Source organism: Oceaniglobus indicus, from assembly GCF_002751875.1.
GTDB lineage: Bacteria > Pseudomonadota > Alphaproteobacteria > Rhodobacterales > Rhodobacteraceae > Oceaniglobus > Oceaniglobus indicus.
This window is the reverse complement of record NZ_NMZM01000009.1, coordinates 1-19,350: the sequence shown is the minus strand read 5'-3', so window position 1 is coordinate 19,350 and position 19,350 is coordinate 1. Positions and strand designations below refer to the sequence as shown.

The 19,350-nt window shown below is 64.6% G+C and carries 24 protein-coding genes, 1 tRNA gene and 1 pseudogene; 14 read left to right on the top strand and 12 right to left on the bottom strand.

Going from position 1 to position 19,350, the window contains the following annotated elements; all coding sequences use genetic code 11:
- Positions 1 to 81: 81 nt before the first annotated feature.
- From CFP68_RS13985 to purC, 6 genes are read right to left on the bottom strand one after another with little or no spacing between them, the layout of a single operon-like run.
- Positions 82 to 1,413 (bottom strand): sigma-54-dependent transcriptional regulator, encoded by a 1,332-nt coding sequence (locus CFP68_RS13985; RefSeq protein ID WP_099827565.1) that lies wholly within the window; start codon positions 1,411 to 1,413, stop codon positions 82 to 84.
- 12 nt (positions 1,414 to 1,425) lie between these two features.
- On the bottom strand, positions 1,426 to 3,195 hold the full coding sequence (locus CFP68_RS13980) for a sensor histidine kinase (protein ID WP_099827564.1): 1,770 nt from the start codon (positions 3,193 to 3,195) through the stop codon (positions 1,426 to 1,428).
- Positions 3,196 to 3,234: 39 nt separating this feature from the next.
- Positions 3,235 to 3,903 carry a phosphoribosylformylglycinamidine synthase subunit PurQ gene (purQ, locus tag CFP68_RS13975; RefSeq protein WP_099827563.1) on the bottom strand — a complete coding sequence of 223 codons (669 nt, stop codon included), beginning with the start codon at positions 3,901 to 3,903 and terminating at the stop codon, positions 3,235 to 3,237.
- Between the two features lie 10 nt (positions 3,904 to 3,913).
- A complete protein-coding gene (locus tag CFP68_RS13970; protein ID WP_099827562.1) occupies positions 3,914 to 4,948 on the bottom strand; it encodes a zinc-binding dehydrogenase in 1,035 nt (344 codons plus the stop codon).
- Positions 4,948 to 5,178, bottom strand: coding sequence for a phosphoribosylformylglycinamidine synthase subunit PurS (purS, locus tag CFP68_RS13965; protein ID WP_099827561.1), 231 nt, complete (start codon positions 5,176 to 5,178; stop codon positions 4,948 to 4,950). Before purS ends, CFP68_RS13970 begins: the two co-directional genes overlap by 1 nt.
- Positions 5,179 to 5,231: 53 nt before the next feature.
- The gene (gene purC / locus CFP68_RS13960) at positions 5,232 to 5,993 is read right to left on the bottom strand and encodes a phosphoribosylaminoimidazolesuccinocarboxamide synthase (RefSeq protein ID WP_099827560.1); all 762 of its coding nucleotides are present in this window, start codon (positions 5,991 to 5,993) and stop codon (positions 5,232 to 5,234) included.
- 152 nt (positions 5,994 to 6,145) lie between these two features.
- Between purC and CFP68_RS13955 the strand changes: the two genes are divergently transcribed.
- Both CFP68_RS13955 and bmt read left to right on the top strand, forming a co-directional pair.
- A complete protein-coding gene (locus CFP68_RS13955) occupies positions 6,146 to 6,466 on the top strand; it encodes a DUF1476 domain-containing protein (protein ID WP_099827559.1) in 321 nt (106 codons plus the stop codon).
- A 110-nt stretch (positions 6,467 to 6,576) separates the two neighbouring features.
- Entirely contained in the window at positions 6,577 to 7,590 is a 1,014-nt protein-coding gene (gene bmt / locus CFP68_RS13950; RefSeq protein ID WP_099827558.1) for a betaine--homocysteine S-methyltransferase, read from the top strand.
- 6 nt (positions 7,591 to 7,596) lie between these two features.
- Here the strand turns inward: bmt and CFP68_RS13945 are convergent, their stop codons facing one another.
- Positions 7,597 to 8,202, bottom strand: a complete 606-nt coding sequence (locus CFP68_RS13945) for a GNAT family N-acetyltransferase (protein ID WP_099827557.1) — start codon at positions 8,200 to 8,202, stop codon at positions 7,597 to 7,599.
- A 59-nt stretch (positions 8,203 to 8,261) separates the two neighbouring features.
- Positions 8,262 to 9,362, bottom strand: a complete 1,101-nt coding sequence (locus CFP68_RS13940; RefSeq protein WP_099827556.1) for a PA0069 family radical SAM protein — start codon at positions 9,360 to 9,362, stop codon at positions 8,262 to 8,264.
- 235 nt (positions 9,363 to 9,597) lie between these two features.
- On the opposite strand from CFP68_RS13940, the gene CFP68_RS13935 reads away from it, so the two are divergent.
- The 6 genes from CFP68_RS13935 to CFP68_RS13910 all read left to right on the top strand — a co-directional run bounded on the left by CFP68_RS13935 (position 9,598) and on the right by CFP68_RS13910 (position 12,673).
- The gene (locus CFP68_RS13935) at positions 9,598 to 10,299 is read left to right on the top strand and encodes a corrinoid protein (RefSeq protein ID WP_099827555.1); all 702 of its coding nucleotides are present in this window, start codon (positions 9,598 to 9,600) and stop codon (positions 10,297 to 10,299) included.
- A 120-nt stretch (positions 10,300 to 10,419) separates the two neighbouring features.
- On the top strand, positions 10,420 to 11,049 hold the full coding sequence (locus CFP68_RS13930; protein ID WP_099827554.1) for a glutathione S-transferase N-terminal domain-containing protein: 630 nt from the start codon (positions 10,420 to 10,422) through the stop codon (positions 11,047 to 11,049).
- A gap of 115 nt (positions 11,050 to 11,164) precedes the next feature.
- Complete coding sequence (locus CFP68_RS13925; RefSeq protein ID WP_099827553.1) at positions 11,165 to 11,353, top strand: hypothetical protein; 189 nt, start codon at positions 11,165 to 11,167, stop codon at positions 11,351 to 11,353.
- A 64-nt stretch (positions 11,354 to 11,417) separates the two neighbouring features.
- Positions 11,418 to 11,633: a hypothetical protein gene (locus CFP68_RS13920; RefSeq protein ID WP_099827552.1), complete on the top strand. Its 216-nt coding sequence runs from the start codon at positions 11,418 to 11,420 to the stop codon at positions 11,631 to 11,633.
- Positions 11,614 to 11,955, top strand: a complete 342-nt coding sequence (locus tag CFP68_RS13915) for a YbjQ family protein (RefSeq protein WP_099827551.1) — start codon at positions 11,614 to 11,616, stop codon at positions 11,953 to 11,955. The genes CFP68_RS13920 and CFP68_RS13915 overlap by 20 nt, the downstream gene beginning before the upstream one ends.
- A 91-nt stretch (positions 11,956 to 12,046) precedes the next feature.
- Complete coding sequence (locus CFP68_RS13910; RefSeq protein ID WP_099827550.1) at positions 12,047 to 12,673, top strand: DUF1638 domain-containing protein; 627 nt, start codon at positions 12,047 to 12,049, stop codon at positions 12,671 to 12,673.
- A gap of 121 nt (positions 12,674 to 12,794) precedes the next feature.
- Here CFP68_RS13910 and CFP68_RS13905 read toward each other — a convergent pair whose 3' ends face one another.
- Positions 12,795 to 13,220, bottom strand: a complete 426-nt coding sequence (locus CFP68_RS13905; RefSeq protein WP_099827549.1) for a SufE family protein — start codon at positions 13,218 to 13,220, stop codon at positions 12,795 to 12,797.
- A 112-nt stretch (positions 13,221 to 13,332) separates the two neighbouring features.
- Here CFP68_RS13905 and CFP68_RS13900 point away from each other — a divergent pair, with 112 nt between their 5' ends.
- Positions 13,333 to 13,797, top strand: a complete 465-nt coding sequence (locus tag CFP68_RS13900; RefSeq protein WP_241524099.1) for a hypothetical protein — start codon at positions 13,333 to 13,335, stop codon at positions 13,795 to 13,797.
- Between the two features lie 81 nt (positions 13,798 to 13,878).
- Here the strand turns inward: CFP68_RS13900 and rnd are convergent, their stop codons facing one another.
- From rnd to purM, 3 genes are all read right to left on the bottom strand, one after another.
- Complete coding sequence (rnd, locus tag CFP68_RS13895; protein ID WP_099827548.1) at positions 13,879 to 15,060, bottom strand: ribonuclease D; 1,182 nt, start codon at positions 15,058 to 15,060, stop codon at positions 13,879 to 13,881.
- A 162-nt stretch (positions 15,061 to 15,222) separates the two neighbouring features.
- On the bottom strand, positions 15,223 to 15,816 hold the full coding sequence (purN, locus tag CFP68_RS13890) for a phosphoribosylglycinamide formyltransferase (RefSeq protein ID WP_099827547.1): 594 nt from the start codon (positions 15,814 to 15,816) through the stop codon (positions 15,223 to 15,225).
- Entirely contained in the window at positions 15,813 to 16,871 is a 1,059-nt protein-coding gene (gene purM / locus CFP68_RS13885; RefSeq protein WP_099827546.1) for a phosphoribosylformylglycinamidine cyclo-ligase, read from the bottom strand. Before purM ends, purN begins: the two co-directional genes overlap by 4 nt.
- Positions 16,872 to 17,016: 145 nt before the next feature.
- On the opposite strand from purM, the gene CFP68_RS13880 reads away from it, so the two are divergent.
- The 5 genes and pseudogenes from CFP68_RS13880 (at position 17,017) to CFP68_RS13865 (ending at position 19,292) form a co-directional block, all read left to right on the top strand.
- Positions 17,017 to 17,292: a hypothetical protein gene (locus CFP68_RS13880; RefSeq protein WP_099827545.1), complete on the top strand. Its 276-nt coding sequence runs from the start codon at positions 17,017 to 17,019 to the stop codon at positions 17,290 to 17,292.
- 34 nt (positions 17,293 to 17,326) lie between these two features.
- Positions 17,327 to 17,403 (top strand) — tRNA-Ile (locus CFP68_RS13875).
- Positions 17,404 to 17,726: 323 nt separating this feature from the next.
- Positions 17,727 to 18,074, top strand: a complete 348-nt coding sequence (locus CFP68_RS13870; protein ID WP_099827544.1) for a hypothetical protein — start codon at positions 17,727 to 17,729, stop codon at positions 18,072 to 18,074.
- Positions 18,075 to 18,412: 338 nt separating this feature from the next.
- Positions 18,413 to 18,517 (top strand): annotated as a pseudogene (locus CFP68_RS18225) (transposase); the annotation flags it as partial.
- A 256-nt stretch (positions 18,518 to 18,773) separates the two neighbouring features.
- Complete coding sequence (locus CFP68_RS13865; protein WP_158234179.1) at positions 18,774 to 19,292, top strand: sigma-70 family RNA polymerase sigma factor; 519 nt, start codon at positions 18,774 to 18,776, stop codon at positions 19,290 to 19,292.
- The last annotated feature ends 58 nt before the right edge of the window (positions 19,293 to 19,350 follow it).

Here is a 19,350-nt window from a genome sequence, read left to right as displayed (position 1 = left end):
GGCGAATACAACGATATTCTTGCTGCGCGCGTGCCTTTGAAGAAATGCGTCGGCTGCACGATGCCCCGGCCGCGCCTCGGCTCAGAGATAATCGGACCGGGTGAGGTTATATTTCGCCATCTTCTCGTTCAGCGTCCGGCGCGGCAGGCACAACTCGTCCATCACCGCGACGATGGATCCCTTGTGACGCCGCATGGTGTTGTCGATCAGCATCCGCTCGAACGCCTCGACATATTCCTTCAGCGGCTTGCCCTCGGTCGTCATGCCCGGTTCGCCCTCTTCGGAATCGGCCATCAGCAGGGATGAAATCGTGCCGGTGCCCCTGCGGCTTTGCAGAACCGCGCGTTCGGCGACATTCACAAGCTGGCGGATGTTGCCGGGCCAGGGCGCCTGCAAAAGTTGCGCGGCCTCCTGCGCCGATACCTCGGGCGTCTCGCAGCCGTATTCGTCGGCGAATTGCTCTGAAAAGCGCGCGAACAGCGTCAGGATATCCTCGCCCCGCGCACGCAGGGGCGGGATCGTCAGCTTCATCGCCGCCAGACGGTAATAGAGATCGGGGCGCAACACGTCTTCACAGGTCTTGCCCTGCTCCTGAAGGTTCGAAATCGCCACCAGCCGGGTTTCGGCCGGTGTGCCCTGGTCGTTGATCCAGGTCAGCAACCGCGCCTGCAGCGGCATCGGCAGCGCATCGATATCTTCCAGAACCAGCGTGCCACCGCGGGCCTCTTCCAGCAACGGCATTTGTTCGTCGTCCGCGCCCGAACCGAACAGTTTCGCCGCCATCGCATCGGGGTCGAGCGCCGAACACGATTGAATCACGAACTTGCGCCCCGGCTTGGCCCCCACCGCGTGCAGCGCGTGGGCCACCAGCGTCTTGCCGGTGCCGGTTTCGCCATCGATCAGGACGTGGCCGTCGGCCTGCCCCAGATCCAGGATGTCCTCGCGCAAGCGCTCCATCACCGGTGACGTGCCGATGACCTTGCGCATGATGCCGGTGCCGTCCGACAATTCACGCCGCAGCGCGCGGTTGTCCAGCGTCAGCCGCCGCGCCTGTGCCGCGCGCTTGGCCAGTTCGGTCATGCGTTCGGGGTTGAACGGCTTTTCCAGGAAATCGAACGCGCCCACGCGCATCGCCTCGACCGCCATGGGCACATCGCCGTGCCCGGTGATCATGATGACCGGCAGGGCCGAATCGACGCTCATCAGCCGTTTCAGGAAGGTCATGCCGTCCATTCCCGGCATCTTGATGTCGCTGACCACGACACCGGGATAATCGGCACCCACGGTTTTCAGCGCGTCTTCCGCGCTTGCGAAGGTTTCGGTATCGAAGCCGGACAGCGCCAGCCATTGGCTGATCGATTGGCGCATGTCCTTCTCATCGTCCACGATCGCGATCTTCATTGCCTGCGCCATGAGGTGCTCTTCCTATTCCGCTGCCTGCACGTTTCGTTCCAAGATGGGGAGTTGCATCTCGAATACAGCCCCCCCGTCGCGGCCGTTGCGTGCCGTAAGACGTCCACCGAGATCGGCCACGATTCCCGACGAAATGGCAAGCCCCAGCCCGACACCGTCGCCCGGGGACTTGGTCGTATAGAACGGCTCGAACAGATGTTCGAGATCGGCAATGCCGGTGCCATTGTCCCGCACGCTGAGCGCGGCCGAGGTGCCAGCGGCCAGCAGGATGCCGATCTGGCCCTTCTCCTGGTCCTTGGTGGCGTCCAGCGCATTGCGCAACAGGTTGATGATCACCTGCTCGACACGCAACCGGTCGCCCTGCACCCAGACCGGCGTGCGCGGCAACGACTTCGTGATCTCGACGTCGCGTTGCTTCAACTGCGGCTCCATCATCGCCAGCGCGGCCGACACCGACAGGCGCAGGTCCATCGGTTCGAACGCCTCGGATCCCCGCCGCGCATAGCTTTTCAACTGGCGCGTGATGGCGCCCATGCGGTCGATCAGATCGTCGATTCGCGCGAAACTGCTCAGCGCCTCTTCCGGGCGACGCCGCTTCAGCAACAGCCGCGCCCCCGCCAGATAGGTCTTCATCGCCGCCAGCGGCTGATTCAGTTCGTGACTGACGGCCGCCGACATCTCGCCCAGCGCGGCCAGCTTGCTGGTCTGCGCGACGGTCTGCTCGGCCACCTCCAGGTTCTTCTCGGCCTTGCGCCGTTCGGCGATTTCCCGCTGCAACGCCGCGTTCAACTGGCGAAGCTCCGCCGATTCGCGTTGGAAGAACAACACCCGGCTCAGCGCCTTGCGGCTGACCAGGTAGAATCCCGCCGCCAGCAACAATGCGAACCCCATGATCTCCAGCGCCAGCACCCCGTTCACCCGCTCGCGCACCGACGAATAGGTGGTAAACGACGCCATGCGCCAGCCCTGGAACGGGATCCGCGCCTCCTGGCGCATGACGGCCTCGCCCAGCAGATAGGCATCGGCCGGCAGCGCGGCCCAATCGGCGGTGGCCTGCAACGCCCGCTCGATGGCCGTGGGGGCGGACCGCACCGCCAGCGCCTCGGCCTCGTTGCGGCCCCGCCAGCGGCTTTCGGTGGACAGGATGATCGTGCCTTCGCTGTCGGTCACGAAGACCGCGTCGGAAAAGCCGGCCCAACTGCTTTCGAACTTGGCCAGATCCACCCCGACCACGATCACACCGGTCAGATCGCTGCCCGACGCGATCTTGCGCGAATACGAGAAACGGAACCCTCCCGCCTCGGTACGCGCGATGCTGAACACCGTATCCGACGATCGCACCGCATCGATGAAATAGACCTGGCTGCGCAGCGTCGCGCCCAGGCTTTCGCGATCAGTCGCCGCAACGACCCGCCCGCCCCGGTCCAGCAGCATCAAGGATGCCGCCCCGATTTCATCGCGATACGAGATCAGCCGCTGCGTGGATTGCGAGAAGTCGCCGGAATTCAGCGCCCCGATCAGCGCCGGATCCCGGCTGAGCAGCAGCGGCACGATCGACGCGCGCTGCAATTCCGACCGCAGGTTGCCGATATACAGCGCCATGCGAACCTCGGCGCGGTTCCTGGTGCTTTCGGTGAATCGCTGGGTCAGGAACTGGTTGGTGAACCAGACGACCGACAGCGCGATCACGACCAGCGCGGCGAACAGCATCCGAAGATACCACCGGCGCGGCGCGGGTTCCGCGCCGTGGGGGCGCGGATCGATGGTGATGTCGGTTCCCATGGACGACACATTACGCCGTGCGTCTGATCCCAACAAGGCTCAGACCGCGGCCATGGCTCCGACCAGCCCGGCAAGCAGCGCCCGCCCGTCCGTGCCGCCCAAGGCAGGATCGGCCGCGCGTTCGGGATGCGGCATCATTCCCAGGACCCGGCCATTGGCCGACAGCACCCCGGCGATATCGCGCACCGATCCGTTGGGATTCGCGCCATAGCGAAAGGCGATGCGCCCGGCATCCGACAATTCCGCACCCGTGGCATCATCCACGGTATAATTGCCATCGTGGTGGGCGATGGGGATCATCAGGGTCTGACCGGGGGTATATTCGGCGGTGAACGCGCTGTCGCATTCGCCGACGATCAGGGGTTCGGTGCGACAGATATAGGTCAGGCCGCGGTTGCGCATCAGCGCACCGGGCAGAAGGCCGGTCTCGCACAGCACCTGGAACCCGTTGCACACGCCCAGGACGTAACCGCCCCTTTCGGCATGCTTCACGACCGCGCCACAGATCGGCGAGCGCGCGGCGATGGCGCCGCACCGCAGGTAATCGCCAAAGGAAAACCCCCCGGGGATCGCCACCAGGTCGATACCCTCGGGCAGGCCGGTGTCCTTGTGCCAGACCATCGAGACATCGGCACCCGCCGCACGCAGCGCGACAGCCATGTCCCGATCACAGTTCGAGCCGGGAAAGACGATGACGGCAGCTTTCATGGCGCCCCCCTCAGTTCAGAAAGTCGGTGACGACGGCAACACCCGGCGCCGTCGGCCCGTTGAACGCGGCCAGTTCGGCACTGACCCCGCTCAGCGCGATTTCGCGCGCGATCATGGGCGAGACATCGACGCGCCCCGCCTCGATCAGGCTCAGCAGGCTGGGATAGCGCCAGGACGGCATGCCGCGCGTACCATAAAGCGCAAGGTTGCCCATGTAGACGGCGTTCATGTCGATCTGCATCCTCGCGGTATGGCCGATGGGCATGCCCACCTGCACGTGCCGACCCAACGGGCGCAGACAGGCAATACTGGCGTTCGTGGTCTGCTCGATACCCAGCGCCTCGACGCTGACATGGGCGCCGCCGCCGGTGATCTCGCGGATCCGCGCGGCCACGTCGCCGTCGCGCGCATCCACTGCCGCCTCGGCGCCGAGGCCCAGCGCATGGGTCAACTTCTCGGGCACGACATCCACCACGACCACCCGCGCGCCCAGGGCGCGGCCCAGGATCAGCGTGGCCAATCCGATGCCACCCGTGCCATGCACCGCCAGCCACTCGCCGGCCTGCACCGCTGCCCGCCCGGTCAGCGCGTGCCAGGCCGTCGTCACCCGACAACCCAGGCCCGCGGCCACGACCGGCGACAGATCGCCCAGCGGCGACAGGTTGTGATCGAAGGGCACCGCCACGTATTCTGCAAAGGCTCCCGGCTCGACAAATCCGGGCAGCCGCTGGTTCGGACAGGTGTTCTGCGCACCGCTCTGGCAGGCCTGGCACCGCCCGCAGGCCAGGATGAACGGCGCCACCAGGCGGTCGCCCACCCGGTGGGTGGCGCGCGGCCCGGCCTCGACCACCTCGCCGCAATATTCGTGCCCGCCGATCTGGCCCGGCTTCACCCGGGGATGTTCGCCGCACCAGCCGTGCCAGTCCGAGCGGCACACGCCGCAGGCCAGCACCTTCAGCACCACGCCGTCTTCCGGGCAGGCCGGCTCGGCGACATCCTCGATCGACAGGTCGGCGTTGTATTCGCGCAGGACCGCCGCGCGCATCACAGCAACTCGACGCGATAGGATTCGATCACGGTGTTGGCCAACAGCTTTTCGCACATCTCGTCGATCCGCGCGGGATCCGTGCCGTCGGCCAGGTCCAGGTCGATCACCTTGCCTTGGCGCACGCCATCGACCTCATCGAACCCCAGGGTGCCCAGGGCATGGCGGATCGCCTCGCCCTGCGGGTCCAGAACGCCGCTCTTCAGCATCACATATACCCGTGCCTTCATGCGCCGTCTCCGTGCTTCTTACCGATCCAAATACTCAAAAATCCGACCTTGCCTCAGTTGATGAGCGTGGGCTTGGTCGCATGGGTGACGTTGGTGGGCAGCACGCCAAGGCGCCGCGCCACTTCGGTATAGGCATCCGACAGCGACCCCAGATCGCGGCGGAACACGTCCTTGTCCAGCTTGCGCCCGGTCTCGATATCCCACAGCCGGCACGAGTCCGGTGAAATCTCGTCGGCGATGATCAGGCGGTGGAAGTCGTTTTCCCAGATCCGGCCGATCTCGATCTTGAAATCCACCAGCTTGATGCCGACCGCCAGCATGACGCCGGACATGAAATCGTTGACCCTGAGGGCCAGGGCGATCATGTCGTCCAGATCCTGCTGGGTGGCCCAGCCGAAGGCGATGATGTGTTCCTCGCTGACCAGCGGATCGCCCAGCGCATCGTCCTTGTAGCAGAATTCGACGATCGGGCGCGGCAGCGGCGTGCCCTCGACCAGGCCCAGCCGCTTTGACAGCGATCCGGCGGCGAAGTTGCGCACGATCACTTCCAGCGGGATGATCTCGACGCTGCGGATCAGCTGTTCGCGCATGTTCAGCCGCTTGATGAAGTGGTTCGGGATGCCGACCTGGGTCATGCCGGTCATGAAATATTCCGACAGCCGGTTGTTCAGCACGCCCTTGCCCTCGATCGTCGCCTTCTTTTCGGCGTTGAACGCGGTGGCGTCGTCCTTGAAGTACTGCACCATGGTTCCCGGCTCGGGGCCTTCGTACATGATCTTGGCCTTGCCTTCATAGATCTTCTTGCGACGTGCCATGGGCGCTCCAATACTCACTGGCGCCGACCCCTTGGACCCGCGCCGTTTGCCGCCCTATAGGACATTGCGGGGGGGCGGGCAAGAACACCCTCTTGCCGCCGCGCCCGTGGCCGACCATATCGGTATCACCTGACGTCAGCAAAGGATCGAACATGTCCACCTTCGACGACCGCAAGAACGCCTTCGAGAACAAGTTTTCCCACGACGCCGAGATGCAGTTCAAGGCAGAGGCCCGGCGCAACAAGCTGCTCGGGCTCTGGGCCGCCGAATTGATGGGCAAGTCCGGCGACGACGCCGAAGCCTATGCCCGCGAGGTGATCAAGTCCGACTTCGAGGAGGCGGGCGACGAAGACGTCTACCGCAAGGTGTCGGGCGATCTGGGCGACAAGGCCGACGAGGCGACGATTCGCGCCAAGATGTCCGACCTGCTGGTCGAGGCGAAGGCGCAGCTGATGACCGAGCTGCGCGACTGAACCGGACGCATCCGGGCGTTTCGCCACGCTTTTTTGCGCAACGCCCGTTTGCCAAATGCGCCTGCCCGTGGCATGTGCACCCGATCCGACACCAACCTGCAAGGCGCCCCATGTCCGATCCGCTGTCCCGGCTTCTGGCCGAAAGATCCGTCCTTCTGGCCGATGGCGCCACGGGAACGAACCTGTTCAACATGGGGCTGCAGTCGGGCGATGCGCCGGAATTCTGGAACGTCGACCACCAGGACAAGATCCGCGCGCTCTATCAGGGCCCGGTCGATGCCGGCAGCGACCTGTTCCTGACCAACACCTTCGGCGGCAACGCATCGCGACTGAAGCTGCACCATGCCCAAGACCGGGTGCGCGAGCTGAACCGGGCGGGCGCCGAGATTGCCCGCGACATCGCGGACCGTGCGGATCGCCCCATCGTCGTCGCCGGATCGGTCGGACCGACCGGCGACATCATGGTGCCCATGGGCACGCTGACCCATGATTCGGCCGTCGAGATGTTCCATGAACAGGCCGAGGGCCTGAAGGAGGGCGGCGCCGATGTCCTCTGGGTCGAAACCATCAGTTCGCCGGAAGAATTCGCCGCCTTCGCCGAAGCGGCGGACCTGGCCGGAATGCCGTGGTGCGGCACGATGAGTTTCGACACCGCGGGCCGCACCATGATGGGCATGACCAGCGCCGGCATGGTCGACATGGTGGAAAAGCTGAAGGTGCCGAAACCCCTGGCCTTCGGCGCCAACTGCGGCGTCGGCGCGTCCGACCTGCTTCGCACGGTTCTGGGCTTTGCCTCGTCGGGCACCGAACGGGTGCTGATCGCCAAGGGCAACGCCGGCATTCCGAAATTTCAGGACGGCCACATCCATTACGACGGCACGCCCGAGCTGATGGCGGATTATGCTGTACTGGCGCGCGATTGCGGCGCCCGGATCATCGGCGGCTGCTGCGGCACGACGCCCGAACACCTGCGCCACATGCGCGAGGCGCTGGACACCCGCCCGGCCGGCGCACGTCCGACCCTTGACGAGATCACGGCGCGCCTGGGCGGCTTTTCATCCGCATCCGACGGCACCGGCGACAACGCCGGTCCGACGCGCGAACGCCGCCGCCGCCGCGGCTGACCCGCCCTAGTCCGGATCGAAAATCGGCACGCGCGATCCGGCCGCGCGGGGCAGCGCGCCCATCAGGCGCGGATCCTCTGCAATCTCGACCTGCTGGCGCACGGGGGTGAACCCGCTGCGCCGGTAGAACCCCAGGGCATCGGGGTGGTCCAACGTGCAGGTGTGAACATCCAGCCGCGTGATCGGATGGGCCCATGCGATTTCGATGGCGCGGTTCATCAACCAGCGCCCCGCGCCCTGCCCCACCAGCCCCGGCGCCAGACCGAAGAACGCCAACTCGCAAATGCCCGGCGTGCGGAAATCCAGTTCCAGCAATCCCACATCCTCCGACCCGTCGCGTTGCAGGGCATAGACCTTCACCGCCGGGTTCGACAGGATCTGCGCCAGCTTGGCGGCCGGCATCACGAGGCGCGAGAACCACAGCCAATCCGCGGCCCCGACCTTGCGATACAGCGACAGGTAACGCTCGGGGTCGGGCGCATGCAGCCGCGTCAGGGTCAAACCCTCGGGGTCGGGCACCGCGCGCGGCGGGGCTGGGGCGGCCATCTCGAGATGGGTGACAACGGCGGCAACCCGCCCCTTCGGCACATCGTGAAATCCGCTTTCCAGCATCGACGCTCTCCTTGGGTTTGGGTGTTTTATAGCCGGCCCGACACGTTTTGCCACATCCCTCAGAACAGCGAAAGCTGATCGCCCTTGCGCGGCGGAACATGAAACAGATCATGCCGCAGCGGTGGCAGTTTCTCCGCCAAGCCCAGCCGTTCGCACGCCAGGTCGAACCGCCTGGCGATCAGGTCGGCATAGACGCCTTCGCCGCGCATCCGCTTGTGCCAGTCGGAACTGTATTCGCGCCCGCCGTGCATCTCGCGCAGCTTCGACATCACCTTGCCGGTGCGATCGGGGTAATGGCGACGCATCCAGTCGACGAACAGCGCCGACACCTCGAGCGGCAGGCGCAACATGACCCAGCCGGCCGATTGCGCGCCGGCGTCGCGCGCGGCGGACAGGATCGTTTCGACCTCGTGATCCGTCAGCCCCGGAATCACCGGCGCAACCATCACGCGCACCGGGCATCCGGCCCGCGCCAGCGTCTCGATCGCCTTCAGGCGACGGACGGGGGACGGCACGCGGGGTTCCAGACGGCGTGCCAGAACCGGATCCAGCGTGGTGATCGAAATCCCGACCCGCGCCAGACCCGCCTGCCCCATCTCGCCCAGAATATCGGCATCGCGTTCGATCAGCGTGCCCTTGGTGGTGACGGTCACCGGATGGCGAAACTCGGACAGCACCTCGAGACAGCGGCGCATGATTTGGCGGTCGCGTTCGATCGGCTGATAGGGATCGGTGTTGGTGCCGATGGCAAGGGGCGCGACCCGGTATCGCGGCGACGACAGCTCTTTCGCCAGACGCTCGGGCGCCGCGGGCCGGGCGATCAGCCGGGTTTCGAAATCCAGCCCCGCCGACAGCCCGAGATAGGCATGGGATGGTCGTGCGAAACAATAGACGCAGCCATGTTCGCATCCGCGATAGGGATTGATCGACCGGTCGAACCCGATATCGGGCGACGTGTTGCGCGTGATCACCTTGCGCGGCACCTCGACGCTGACATGGGTGCGCAACGGCGGCAGGTCCTCGTCGCGGTCCCAGCCATCTGGTTCGGCCACCCGTGCATAGGGTTCGAACCGGCCCACATCATTCGTTGCCGCCCCGCGCCCCTTCAGACGGGCGGCAAACCTAGTATCGGCGGGCTGAGTCGGGGCGGCATCGGACATGGGTCGACGTTGGAACATTCAGCGAACATTGACAAGTCATCGCGCAACCTCATCATCATCATGCGGATTATGAGGGCTCGGGCCACTTGCGTCGCGCGCGCCATCGTCAGAGGGTCGCGCGAAACCCGGCGAACGTCGCAAACCGTCGCGTGGCCTGTGTGAAATGCGGCAAACAATATGAATGTCCGGTCGGGGCGCAACATGCGCCCCCTCTGTCAGCGCATTGGAGTGCAAGATGTCCGACGAAGAAATCATTCTGTCCGACCTGTCCGATGAAGAACTTGTCCTGCAGATGCATGACGACCTGTATGACGGCATGAAAGACGAGATCGCCGAGGGCGTTCACATCCTGCTTGAACGCGGCTGGACCCCCTATGACATCCTGACCCAGGCCCTGGTGGCGGGCATGACCATCGTCGGGCATGATTTCCGCGATGGCATCCTGTTCGTGCCCGAAGTGCTTTTGGCCGCGGGCGCCATGAAGGGCGGGATGCAGATCCTCAAGCCGCTGCTTGTCGAAACCGGCGCGCCGCGCATGGGCAAACTGGTGATCGGCACGGTCAAGGGCGATATCCACGATATCGGCAAGAACCTTGTCGGCATGATGATGGAAGGCGCGGGCTTCGAGGTGATCGATCTCGGCATCAACAACGCGGTCGAGAAATACATGGCCGCGCTGGAAAGCGAACAGCCCGACATCCTGGGCATGTCGGCGCTTCTGACGACGACGATGCCCTACATGAAGGTGGTGATCGACACGATGGTCGCCGAAGGCATCCGCGACGATTACATCGTGCTGGTCGGCGGTGCCCCCCTGAACGAGGAGTTCGGGCGCGCCATCGGTGCCGATGCCTATTGCCGCGACGCCGCCGTGGCGGTGGAAACCGCCAAGAGCCAGATGGCCCGCAAGCACAACCAGCTGGCCACCGGCGGCTGATCGGACGGCCGCACCGCGAACATTCACGGCCGCCGCCAGGTCGCTATTGCGGCTGTGTGCGACGCGCTCGGGATCTGGTATGGTTGCGAAAATGTTTCTTCAGCCGCAGGAATAGATGCCATGACCCTGACGCTCCACCTTGCCAAAGGCACCGTCGCCCTTGCCTCGCATATCGCGCTCGAGGAGATCGGCGCGCCCTTCGATCTGGTCTGGGTCGACTTTCGCGCCGGCGAACAGCGCAGTGACGAATATGCGCGGATCAACCCCAAGGGGCGCGTGCCGGTCCTGACCACGCCCCACGGCCGGCTGACCGAAACGCCCGCGATCCTGAACTGGCTGGCGGCGACCCATCCGGCCGCCGGTCTTTGGCCTGACGACGCGTTTCAACGGGCGCGGATCGACGAGATGTCGGCATTTCTGGCCTCGACCATGCATGTCAACCATGCCCACCGGATGCGCGGCGCCCGCTGGGCGGACCGGCCCGAATCGCTGGCCGACATGGCCGCGAAGGTGCCCGAGACGATGGCCGCGGCCGCCGCGCTGGTGGAAAAGGCGCTGCCGGACGGCGGGCCGTGGGTTTTGGGCGATCGGTATTCGACCGCCGACATGCATCTGTTCACCGTTTCGTCCTGGCTGGAAGGCGACAGCGTGGAGATCACCGATTTCCCGCGCCTGAGCGCCCACGCCGATGCGATGCGTGCCCGCCCCGCGGTGCAGCGGACATGGGCGCTTCATCAGCCGGGGGCGTGAGCGGGCACCACAGGCCGTGAAACGACCCGGTTTCCACCCCAAGCGCGCCTTTTTTCGGACACACCCCCGGGTGAATGTGGGTTAACCGCATACGAGGCACGAAAGGGTCACTGCCATGTCCGTCAAGAACTTCCTGAGCGCCGTCACCGTCATTCTGGCGCTGTTCGCCATGGCATGGATCGCCCGGCTGCTGTTCCAGAGCGATCCGGCGCTTCTGGTCAGCAAGCTGATGTTGCTTGCGCCCATCCTGGGATCCGCCGTGCTGCTGATCCGTCTGACACGACGCACCGGTCGGCAGGCCTGAGGCGGCCCTTTGCGGCGCCGGCACGTCCACCCATATAGGGATGGCCTAGACAGGGAACCGCGCCATGCCGCTCGACCGGATCGTTCTTATCATCTGCATCGTCATCGCGGCCGCGGGGGCGACGGTCTGGCTTGCCGTCTATCTCAGCGTCGCGGCCGACATGCCGCTCCTCGGACTTGGCCTGATCCCGATCGCATTGATCGCCTGGGTGGTCTGGCGGGTGATCGCGGAGCGGCTGAACAACACCGAGGACGACCATTATGACAAGATCGAAAAGTGATCTCGTGGTGGTCACGACCGACCTCGTGCCGGGGCGCGAGGTGATCGCCCCCCTCGGATTGGTGCGCGGATCGACCGTGCGCGCGAAACACATCGGCTCGGATATCGTGGCCGCGCTTCGCAACCTCGTCGGCGGCGAGATCCGGGAATACGCCCAGCTTCTGGCGGCCGCACGCGAACAGGCCTATGACCGCATGATCGAGGAAGCGGTGGCCCTGGATGCCGATGCGGTGGTGGGCACGCGGATGCAGACCTCGGCCATCGGCCATCAGGCCTCCGAAGTCATCTTCTACGGCACCGCCGTGCGGCTGGCGCACCGCTGAGCCTGTGCCGGCAGTCCCTCACCCGCTCACGACGTGTTTACCTTCCGGCAAGGCCCTTGCACATCGTCCCGGCGGCGCGCACCTTCGACCCATGGATGACCACACCCTCACCCGATCCGGCGCCACGCTGACGACCGGCGCGCCCGTGCTTCTGATCGCCTGCGGCGCGCTGGCCCGGGAAATCCTGGCGCTGAAGTCCGCCAACGGCTGGGACCACATCGATCTGATGTGCCTGCCGGCGATCCTGCACAATCACCCCGAACGCATCACGCCCGCAGTGCGCGCCGCCGTCGAAAAGCACCGCGCCAGCCACGACCGTATTTTCGTCGTCTATGCCGACTGCGGCACGGGCGGCACGCTTCAGGCCGCCTGCGCCGAAATGGGGGTCGAGATGGTGCGCGGGCCCCATTGCTATGCCTTCTTCGAAGGCGTCGATGCCTTCACCGCCCGCGCCGAGGATGAAATCACGGCCTTCTACCTGACCGACTTCCTGGTGCGTCAGTTCGACGCCTTCGTCTGGGAACCGCTCGGCCTCGACCGTCACCCGTCCCTGCTCGAGATGTATTTCGGCAATTATACCAAGCTGGTATATCAGGCGCAGACCGATGATCCGGCGCTGACGGCCAAGGCGGAAGACTGCGCCCGACGGCTGGGCCTAGCGTTCGAACGCCGCCTGACGGGCTATGGCGACCTTACGGCCACACTCGGCGCGCTGTGAAGTCCGGAAGTCCGGTCACCACGGAACCGTTTCGCCGCGCCATCACGGCCGGCGCGGGACGATAGATGCGCCTCCGGCGGGAGTATTTTCAGCAAGAAAAAACGCCGCGCGCGCTCGGATATCAGCCTTCGGCCCGGGCCGCCGTCTCGCGGATCCGGGCGATCATCGCACGCACCCCGTTCGAACGTTGCGCAGACAGGTGGTCGTGCAGCCCCAGACGCCCCAATTCCGCGGGCGCGTCGATCTGGCCGACCTCGTCCACCGTCACGCCGTTGTAAAGCGCCCCCAGCACCGCGATCAGCCCCCTGACGATCACCGCATCGCTGTCCCCGTCGAAGCGGAAGATCGCCGCCGCCCCCTCGCCTTCGATCCGGGGCACCAGCCAGACCTGGCTGGCACAGCCATCGACCTTGGTGGCCGGCACGCGCAGCGCCTCTGGCAGGGACGGCATCGCCTTGCCCAGTTCGATCACGTGGCGATACCGGTCCTCCCAATCGTCAAGAAATTCGAAGGTGTCGGCAATGTCTTCAAAAGCTTCGGTGGCCATGGCCCTCTCCCGATGTCACAGCCCTTGGGTAAGCGTGCGCGCGCCCGGCCTCAACCCTTTTCAAGCGCACGACTTTCCGCTAACCCGATTTTGCATGGCAAGGGAGGCATCCATGACGGGCCGGCTGATCGCGACACTCATGATCCTGACCATTGCCGTGGGCTGCGGCAGGGTCGCAGATTCGCGGCTGAACCCGCTGAACTGGTTCGGCAGCTCGCGTCCGGTTGCGGTCACACCCGTTACGGCCAGCGAAACGGGCGACCCCCGGCCGCTGGTCGATCAGGTCATCGCCCTGCGCATCGACCGCAACGCGGGCGGCGCCATCATCCGCGCCACCGGCCTGCCGGCACAGCAGGGATACTGGGACGGCGAACTGATTGCGCTAAACGATGGCGAGCCGGTCAATGGGGTGATCGAATATCGGTTCCACATCAAGCCGCCGCTGACCCCCACGCGCGTGTCGACACAGCAATCCCGCGAGGTGATCGTAGGTCAGTATCTGACCCGTCAGGAGCTGGACAACGTGCGCGAAATCCGCGTGTCGGGCGCGCGCAACGCACGGGCTGTCAGCCGCTAGTCAGCGCGCGACAGGCACCGGACGCGCGGGCTTGTCGCCCATGCGAACAAGACGGCTGAACCCAGGGCTCGCGGTCCGCTATCAGCCCGCGACGTTGCCGCCCTGCTGGATCGGAAAGACCTGGACGCTGCCGCCCTTGACCACCAGTCCGACCTCGCCATTGCACAACCGCAGCGCGTCGTTTCCGAACACCGTCTTGCGCCATCCCGACAATGCCGGCACATCGCGCTGTCCGGCGGCGATGGCGTCCAGATCCGATGATGTGGCGATCAGCTTGGGCGCCACGCCCGTGCTTTCGGACTTGGCCTTGAGCAGGACGCGCAGCAGATCCGCCAAGGCGGGGTTCACCTGCAACTTCTCGCGCGAATTGTCGGGCTTGGGAAACTCCTTGGGATCGGTGGCCAACCCGGCCGAGACCGCCGCAAGAATGCCATCGGCTATGTCGCCACGCCGCGCATCGCGCAGCAAAAGCCGTGATCGGCCGAGATCCTGAAGGGTGGTCGGCTTGGTCGAGGCCAGCTCGACCAGCGCATCGTCCTTGTAAACCCGCGACCGCGGCACGTTGGCACCCCGGGCGTAATCTTCGCGAAACCTTGCAAGTTCGCGCACGACGGCCAGGAACTTGCCCGATGCGTTGCGGGTCTTGACCCGCTGCCAGGCCTCTTGCGGGTCCGTGACATAGGTGGCGGGATCCGTCAGCACCGACAGCTCCTCTTCGACCCATGGCGTGCGTCCGGATTTCTCCAGCTCGGCCGAAAGATGCTCGTATATATCCCGCAGATGCGTCACATCCGCCAGGGCATAGGTTTTCTGCGCCGCCGACAGGGGCCGATGCGACCAGTCGGTGAAACGCGATGTCTTGTCCAGCTGCTGCTTGGCGATCTTGCGCACCAGCGTTTCATATCCGGCCTGCTCGCCGAAACCGCACACCATTGCGGCAACCTGGGTATCGAACAGGGGTTCGGGAAAGACGCCCCCCTCGACAAAGAAGATTTCCAGATCCTGGCGCGCGGCATGGAACACCTTGACGACCGAGGTGTCGCGAAACAACGCATAAAGCGGCTCAAGCGACAGGTTGCCAACCAGCGGATCGACCAGAACGGCGTCTTCCTCCGCATCCCCGGGAACGGCCATCTGTATCAGGCAGAGTTTCGAGTAATACGTGCGTTCGCGCAGGAACTCGGTGTCGATGGTCACGTAATCATGGCCGCGCGCGCGCTCACAGAATGCCTCAAGGCCCGTCGTCGTCGTGATCGTTATCATACGCGTCCCATACCATGCCGGTCGTGCCACGCGTGATATGCAATCCGCGCAGGAAAGGAAAGCGTCATGGGGCCGCTTGAAACACCGGCCATTTCTTACTGATGAAAATAGTCCCGCGCGGAGCGCTCCCGCACCACATGCGACACGACCGACAACAGGGCGTCAGCCCAGCATCAGCGGCGTCCGGTCGCCGCCGGCGAACCGGCGCACCACGGCCGGATACAGTCGATGCTCGGCTTTCAGCACCCGTGCCGCCAGGCTTTCCGCGCAATCGTCCGGCATCACCGGCACGCGGGCCTGGCCGCGGATCGGCCCGTCATCCAGGTCGGCGGTGACCTCGTGCACCGTGCATCCCGCCTCGGTGTCGCCCGCCTCCAGCGCACGGGCATGGGTGTGCAATCCCCGGTATTTCGGCAGCAATGACGGATGGATGTTCAGCATCCGACCGGCCCACCGCGCCGTGAAATCACCCGTCAGGATACGCATGAAACCGGCAAGGCAGATCAGGTCGGGTTCGGCTTGCATCAACCGGGCGTGCAGCACATCCTCGAAGGCCGCGCGATCGCCGGCGAAAAGGCGATGATCCACCGCCGCCGTATCGACGCCCAGGGCAGTCGCGCGCGCCAGCCCGCCGGCCGCCGGATCGTTGGACATCACCAGGACCGGGCGTGCCGGATGGTCGCCGGTCATGCTTTCGACAAGGCGGACCATGTTCGATCCGCCCCCCGACAGCAGGATCGCGACCCGCACACTCAAACCAGGCGTCCCTCGTATCGAACGCCCTGCCCCTCGACGACGTGGCCGAGACGACAGACCTCTTCGCCGGCCTGCGCCAATTGATCGCTCAGGGCATCGGCACGCGCCGCATCGACCACCAGGACCAGGCCGATGCCCGCGTTGAACGTCTTCAACAACTCGGGTTCGGCGACACCGCCTGTCTGCGCCAGCCAGCGAAACACCGGCGGCAATTCCCATGCCGACAGGTCGACCTCGACGCCGCAGCCTTCGGGCAGGACACGCGGCAGGTTCTCGGTCAGGCCACCCCCTGTGATGTGGGCCAGGCCATGCACGCCGCCGGCACGAATCGCCGCCAGCGCCGGGCGGACATACAGCCGCGTCGGCGTCAGCAAGGCCGCGCCCAGCGAGCCGTCGCCGAAAGGACATGGGGCATCCCACCCCAGCCCCGACATCTCGACGATGCGGCGCACCAGCGAAAAGCCGTTGGAATGCACGCCGTCCGATGCAAGACCCAGCAACACGTCGCCCGGCCCGACCCCGGCCGGCAGCGCCGTGCCACGCTCCATCGCGCCCACGGCGAATCCGGCAAGGTCGAAATCACCCGCCCCATACATTCCCGGCATCTCGGCCGTCTCGCCACCGATCAGGGCACAGCCCGCAGCAGCACAGCCCGACGCAATGCCTTCGATGACATCTGCCGCCTGGTCGGTGTCCAGCTTGCCGGTGGCGAAATAGTCGAGAAAGAACAGCGGCTCGGCCCCCTGACAGATCAGGTCGTTGACGCACATCGCCACAAGGTCAACGCCGACACCGCGCACATCGCCGGTGTCGATGGCAATGCGCAGCTTTGTTCCCACGCCGTCGGTCGCCGCCACCAGAACGGGATCGGTGAACCCGGCCGCCTTCAGATCGAACAAACCGCCAAAGCCGCCCAGCCCCGCCATGACGCCGGGCCGGTTCGTCGCCCGGGCCGCCGGCTTGATCCGCTCGACCAGGGCATTGCCCGCGTCGATATCGACCCCCGCCGCCGCATAGGTCAGTCCGCTGCGCCCGTCGTTGTCCGCATCCGTCATCGCCTGTCCCCCATGGGTTTCGCTGCCTTCATTAACCTCACGGCAATGGGCGACCGGATAGACGGTTCTGCGCAGCGCCGCAACGCTCAAGGGAACCTTCGGCGGCAGCGAACGTTCGCAAGATGAAGCAAACACAGGTATCGTCATGCTGAGACTGACAAAAACGCCGATCCAGGCCCTTGCCGCCCTGGCCCTTGGATCCTTTCTTTGCGCGCCCGTCGCGGCGCAGGAGGCAGACGGCGTTCACCCGGTCGATTTCGAAGCGCCGGTCAGCGATGACATGTCGTTGCGCGCGCTTTCCGAGATTGACGGCGACCTGTCGACCTTCACGGAGAAGGAACGGCGCAAAATGCTGGTCCTCGCGCAGGTTCTTGGCACCTCGCCGATCGAGGAAACCGACCATTTGCAAGCTAACTCTTGACCCAAGACGCGGCTCTGATAGTCGGTAAGGCGACGGGCCTGTAGCTCAATTGGTTAGAGCAGAGCGCTCATAACGCTTTGGTTGCGGGTTCAAGTCCTGCCGGGCCTACCAAAACACCGTCTGACGCATTGATTTTATGTGAGAGGAATACCCCACGTGGGGTAAATTTCCATCTAAATGGTATCAACGGGTTAGCGCCTAGATTACCCCACCCTCTCCAACACACAAGCCCAGAGGAATCGTACCTTCGCGCGGAAGCCCCCGAGCAAGCGACGGCGCTGGGATCAGTCAAACCTTCCGCGATTCTCGAAGCTACTCTGGCCCGTCCGTTTGGGACAAGCGCCGGGGCCTGGCCTAGAGCGCCGCCGTTCAAGTAGACCTCCGCCGCCATAGCTCGCGTGACGAAAAACTTCTTTGTTTCAAGGGACAATCCAATGGAGACCGAAGATTTTATCTTTGTCCGCGTAACCCGAACTTACATCCTGACGCGCTCCCAAGCCAAACAGGCGGTGACAGTCGCCCGCGCGCTGAACGCGGACACCAAGTACCATTCACGTGACGACGACGGCACGGAGTTGGTTGTCGAGGGGAACGACTATCTTAATGACGACAGTTCGCCGGACGAAGTCGCGGCCATGAACGACCTTCCGGACCCGGAGTCACTTCTTCGGATCGAATGCGTCGTGTCAGTAGCAGAACGATTGACACCGCAGGACGCTGCAGAGATCACCAGCCGCTGGCCCGACAACTGGCGTGAACAACGTTCTGTATCGGACCACTGAGCGAGAAGCAGCTTCTGACGAAAAAAACGGCGCGCAGGCACCATGCCGCCCTGCGCGGCAGACCGGACCCGGCCCCATCCTTGAAGGTCAAGTTCAACGGCTGCGCACTTACAGCATCCACCCATCCGGGCGGTTTCCGGACTTTAGCTGCATCTGCGAAGGTTCTGTGCCAGAATTGCAAAAGCGGCCATTCAAGCCGTAGCAGACCGAAGCCCGCATGCTACGCTGTACGCCAAGGTCGGCTGTGCGCAGGAAGTGTAAGCTACCCCCCGAAATTCGGACACTGACATAAGCTACGATATGCAGTCTGCTGATCTTCAACACCAAGGAGATTACAGATGTCTAAACGCAAGCAGCATGCGCCGGAGTTCAAGGCGAAGGTCGCGCTGGAGGCCTTAAAGGGCGAGGAGACCGCAGCCGAACTGGCGAGCCGGTTTGGGGTGCAGCGGACATGGTCAACACCGTCGCGCCGAGCATACAGGATCTAAACATTTCTTTTCCTTTCAATGCTATGAACAGTCCCATCTCTGGGGTGCTCAACTTCTTGGATGCAGCGAGCTCGGCAAGGTTCCCGGCATTCTAAGGAAATTCGACTCCACTCGTTCGATCGGTCGAGGGAACACGGCAAGCGATGTGTTGTCCGGGACGACAACTTGCGAAGAGTTCGTTCGCGAGGGCAGCCCAAGTCGGTAAGAGGTGGTGCAGGAAACCTACCTGAACGCGTTTACAAAACTTGACAGCTTTCGCGCCGAGTCCCGGTTTTCCACCTGGATCACCCGCATTGCCATCAACACCGCGCGGATGCATCTCCGGCGCGTCCTGCCGCAGGAGGAATATGATACCGTGTCCGAAGATCAAAACGCTCCCGACTCCATCCTTTCCTTCCCCGGCCAGCACCCCAACCGGCCCGAGGCTGCACTTGGACGGGCGCAAGTAAGAGGCTTTCTCGAAAGCGCTGTGGCACATCTGCCGCCGGATCTACGCCTGCCCTTTCTGATGCGAGAGGCCGAAAACATGAGCATTCTCGCCATCGCCCGCGATCTGTCGCTCAACCCGATCACCGTCAAGACCCGTCTGTTCCGCGCACGCCGCCGCCTGCGCATCGCGCTTGAAGAGCGCATCCAGGGAGGCTTCGACGCGATCTTCCCGTTTGATGGTGAACGTTGTGCTGACATGGCGGATCGGGTTGCGGCAGAGCTTAGGGTCAGGACCCATTGATTTTCGACTGGTTGCATGATTCACGGGTCGAAAATCGAGCGGTGAACATGTCTGATCT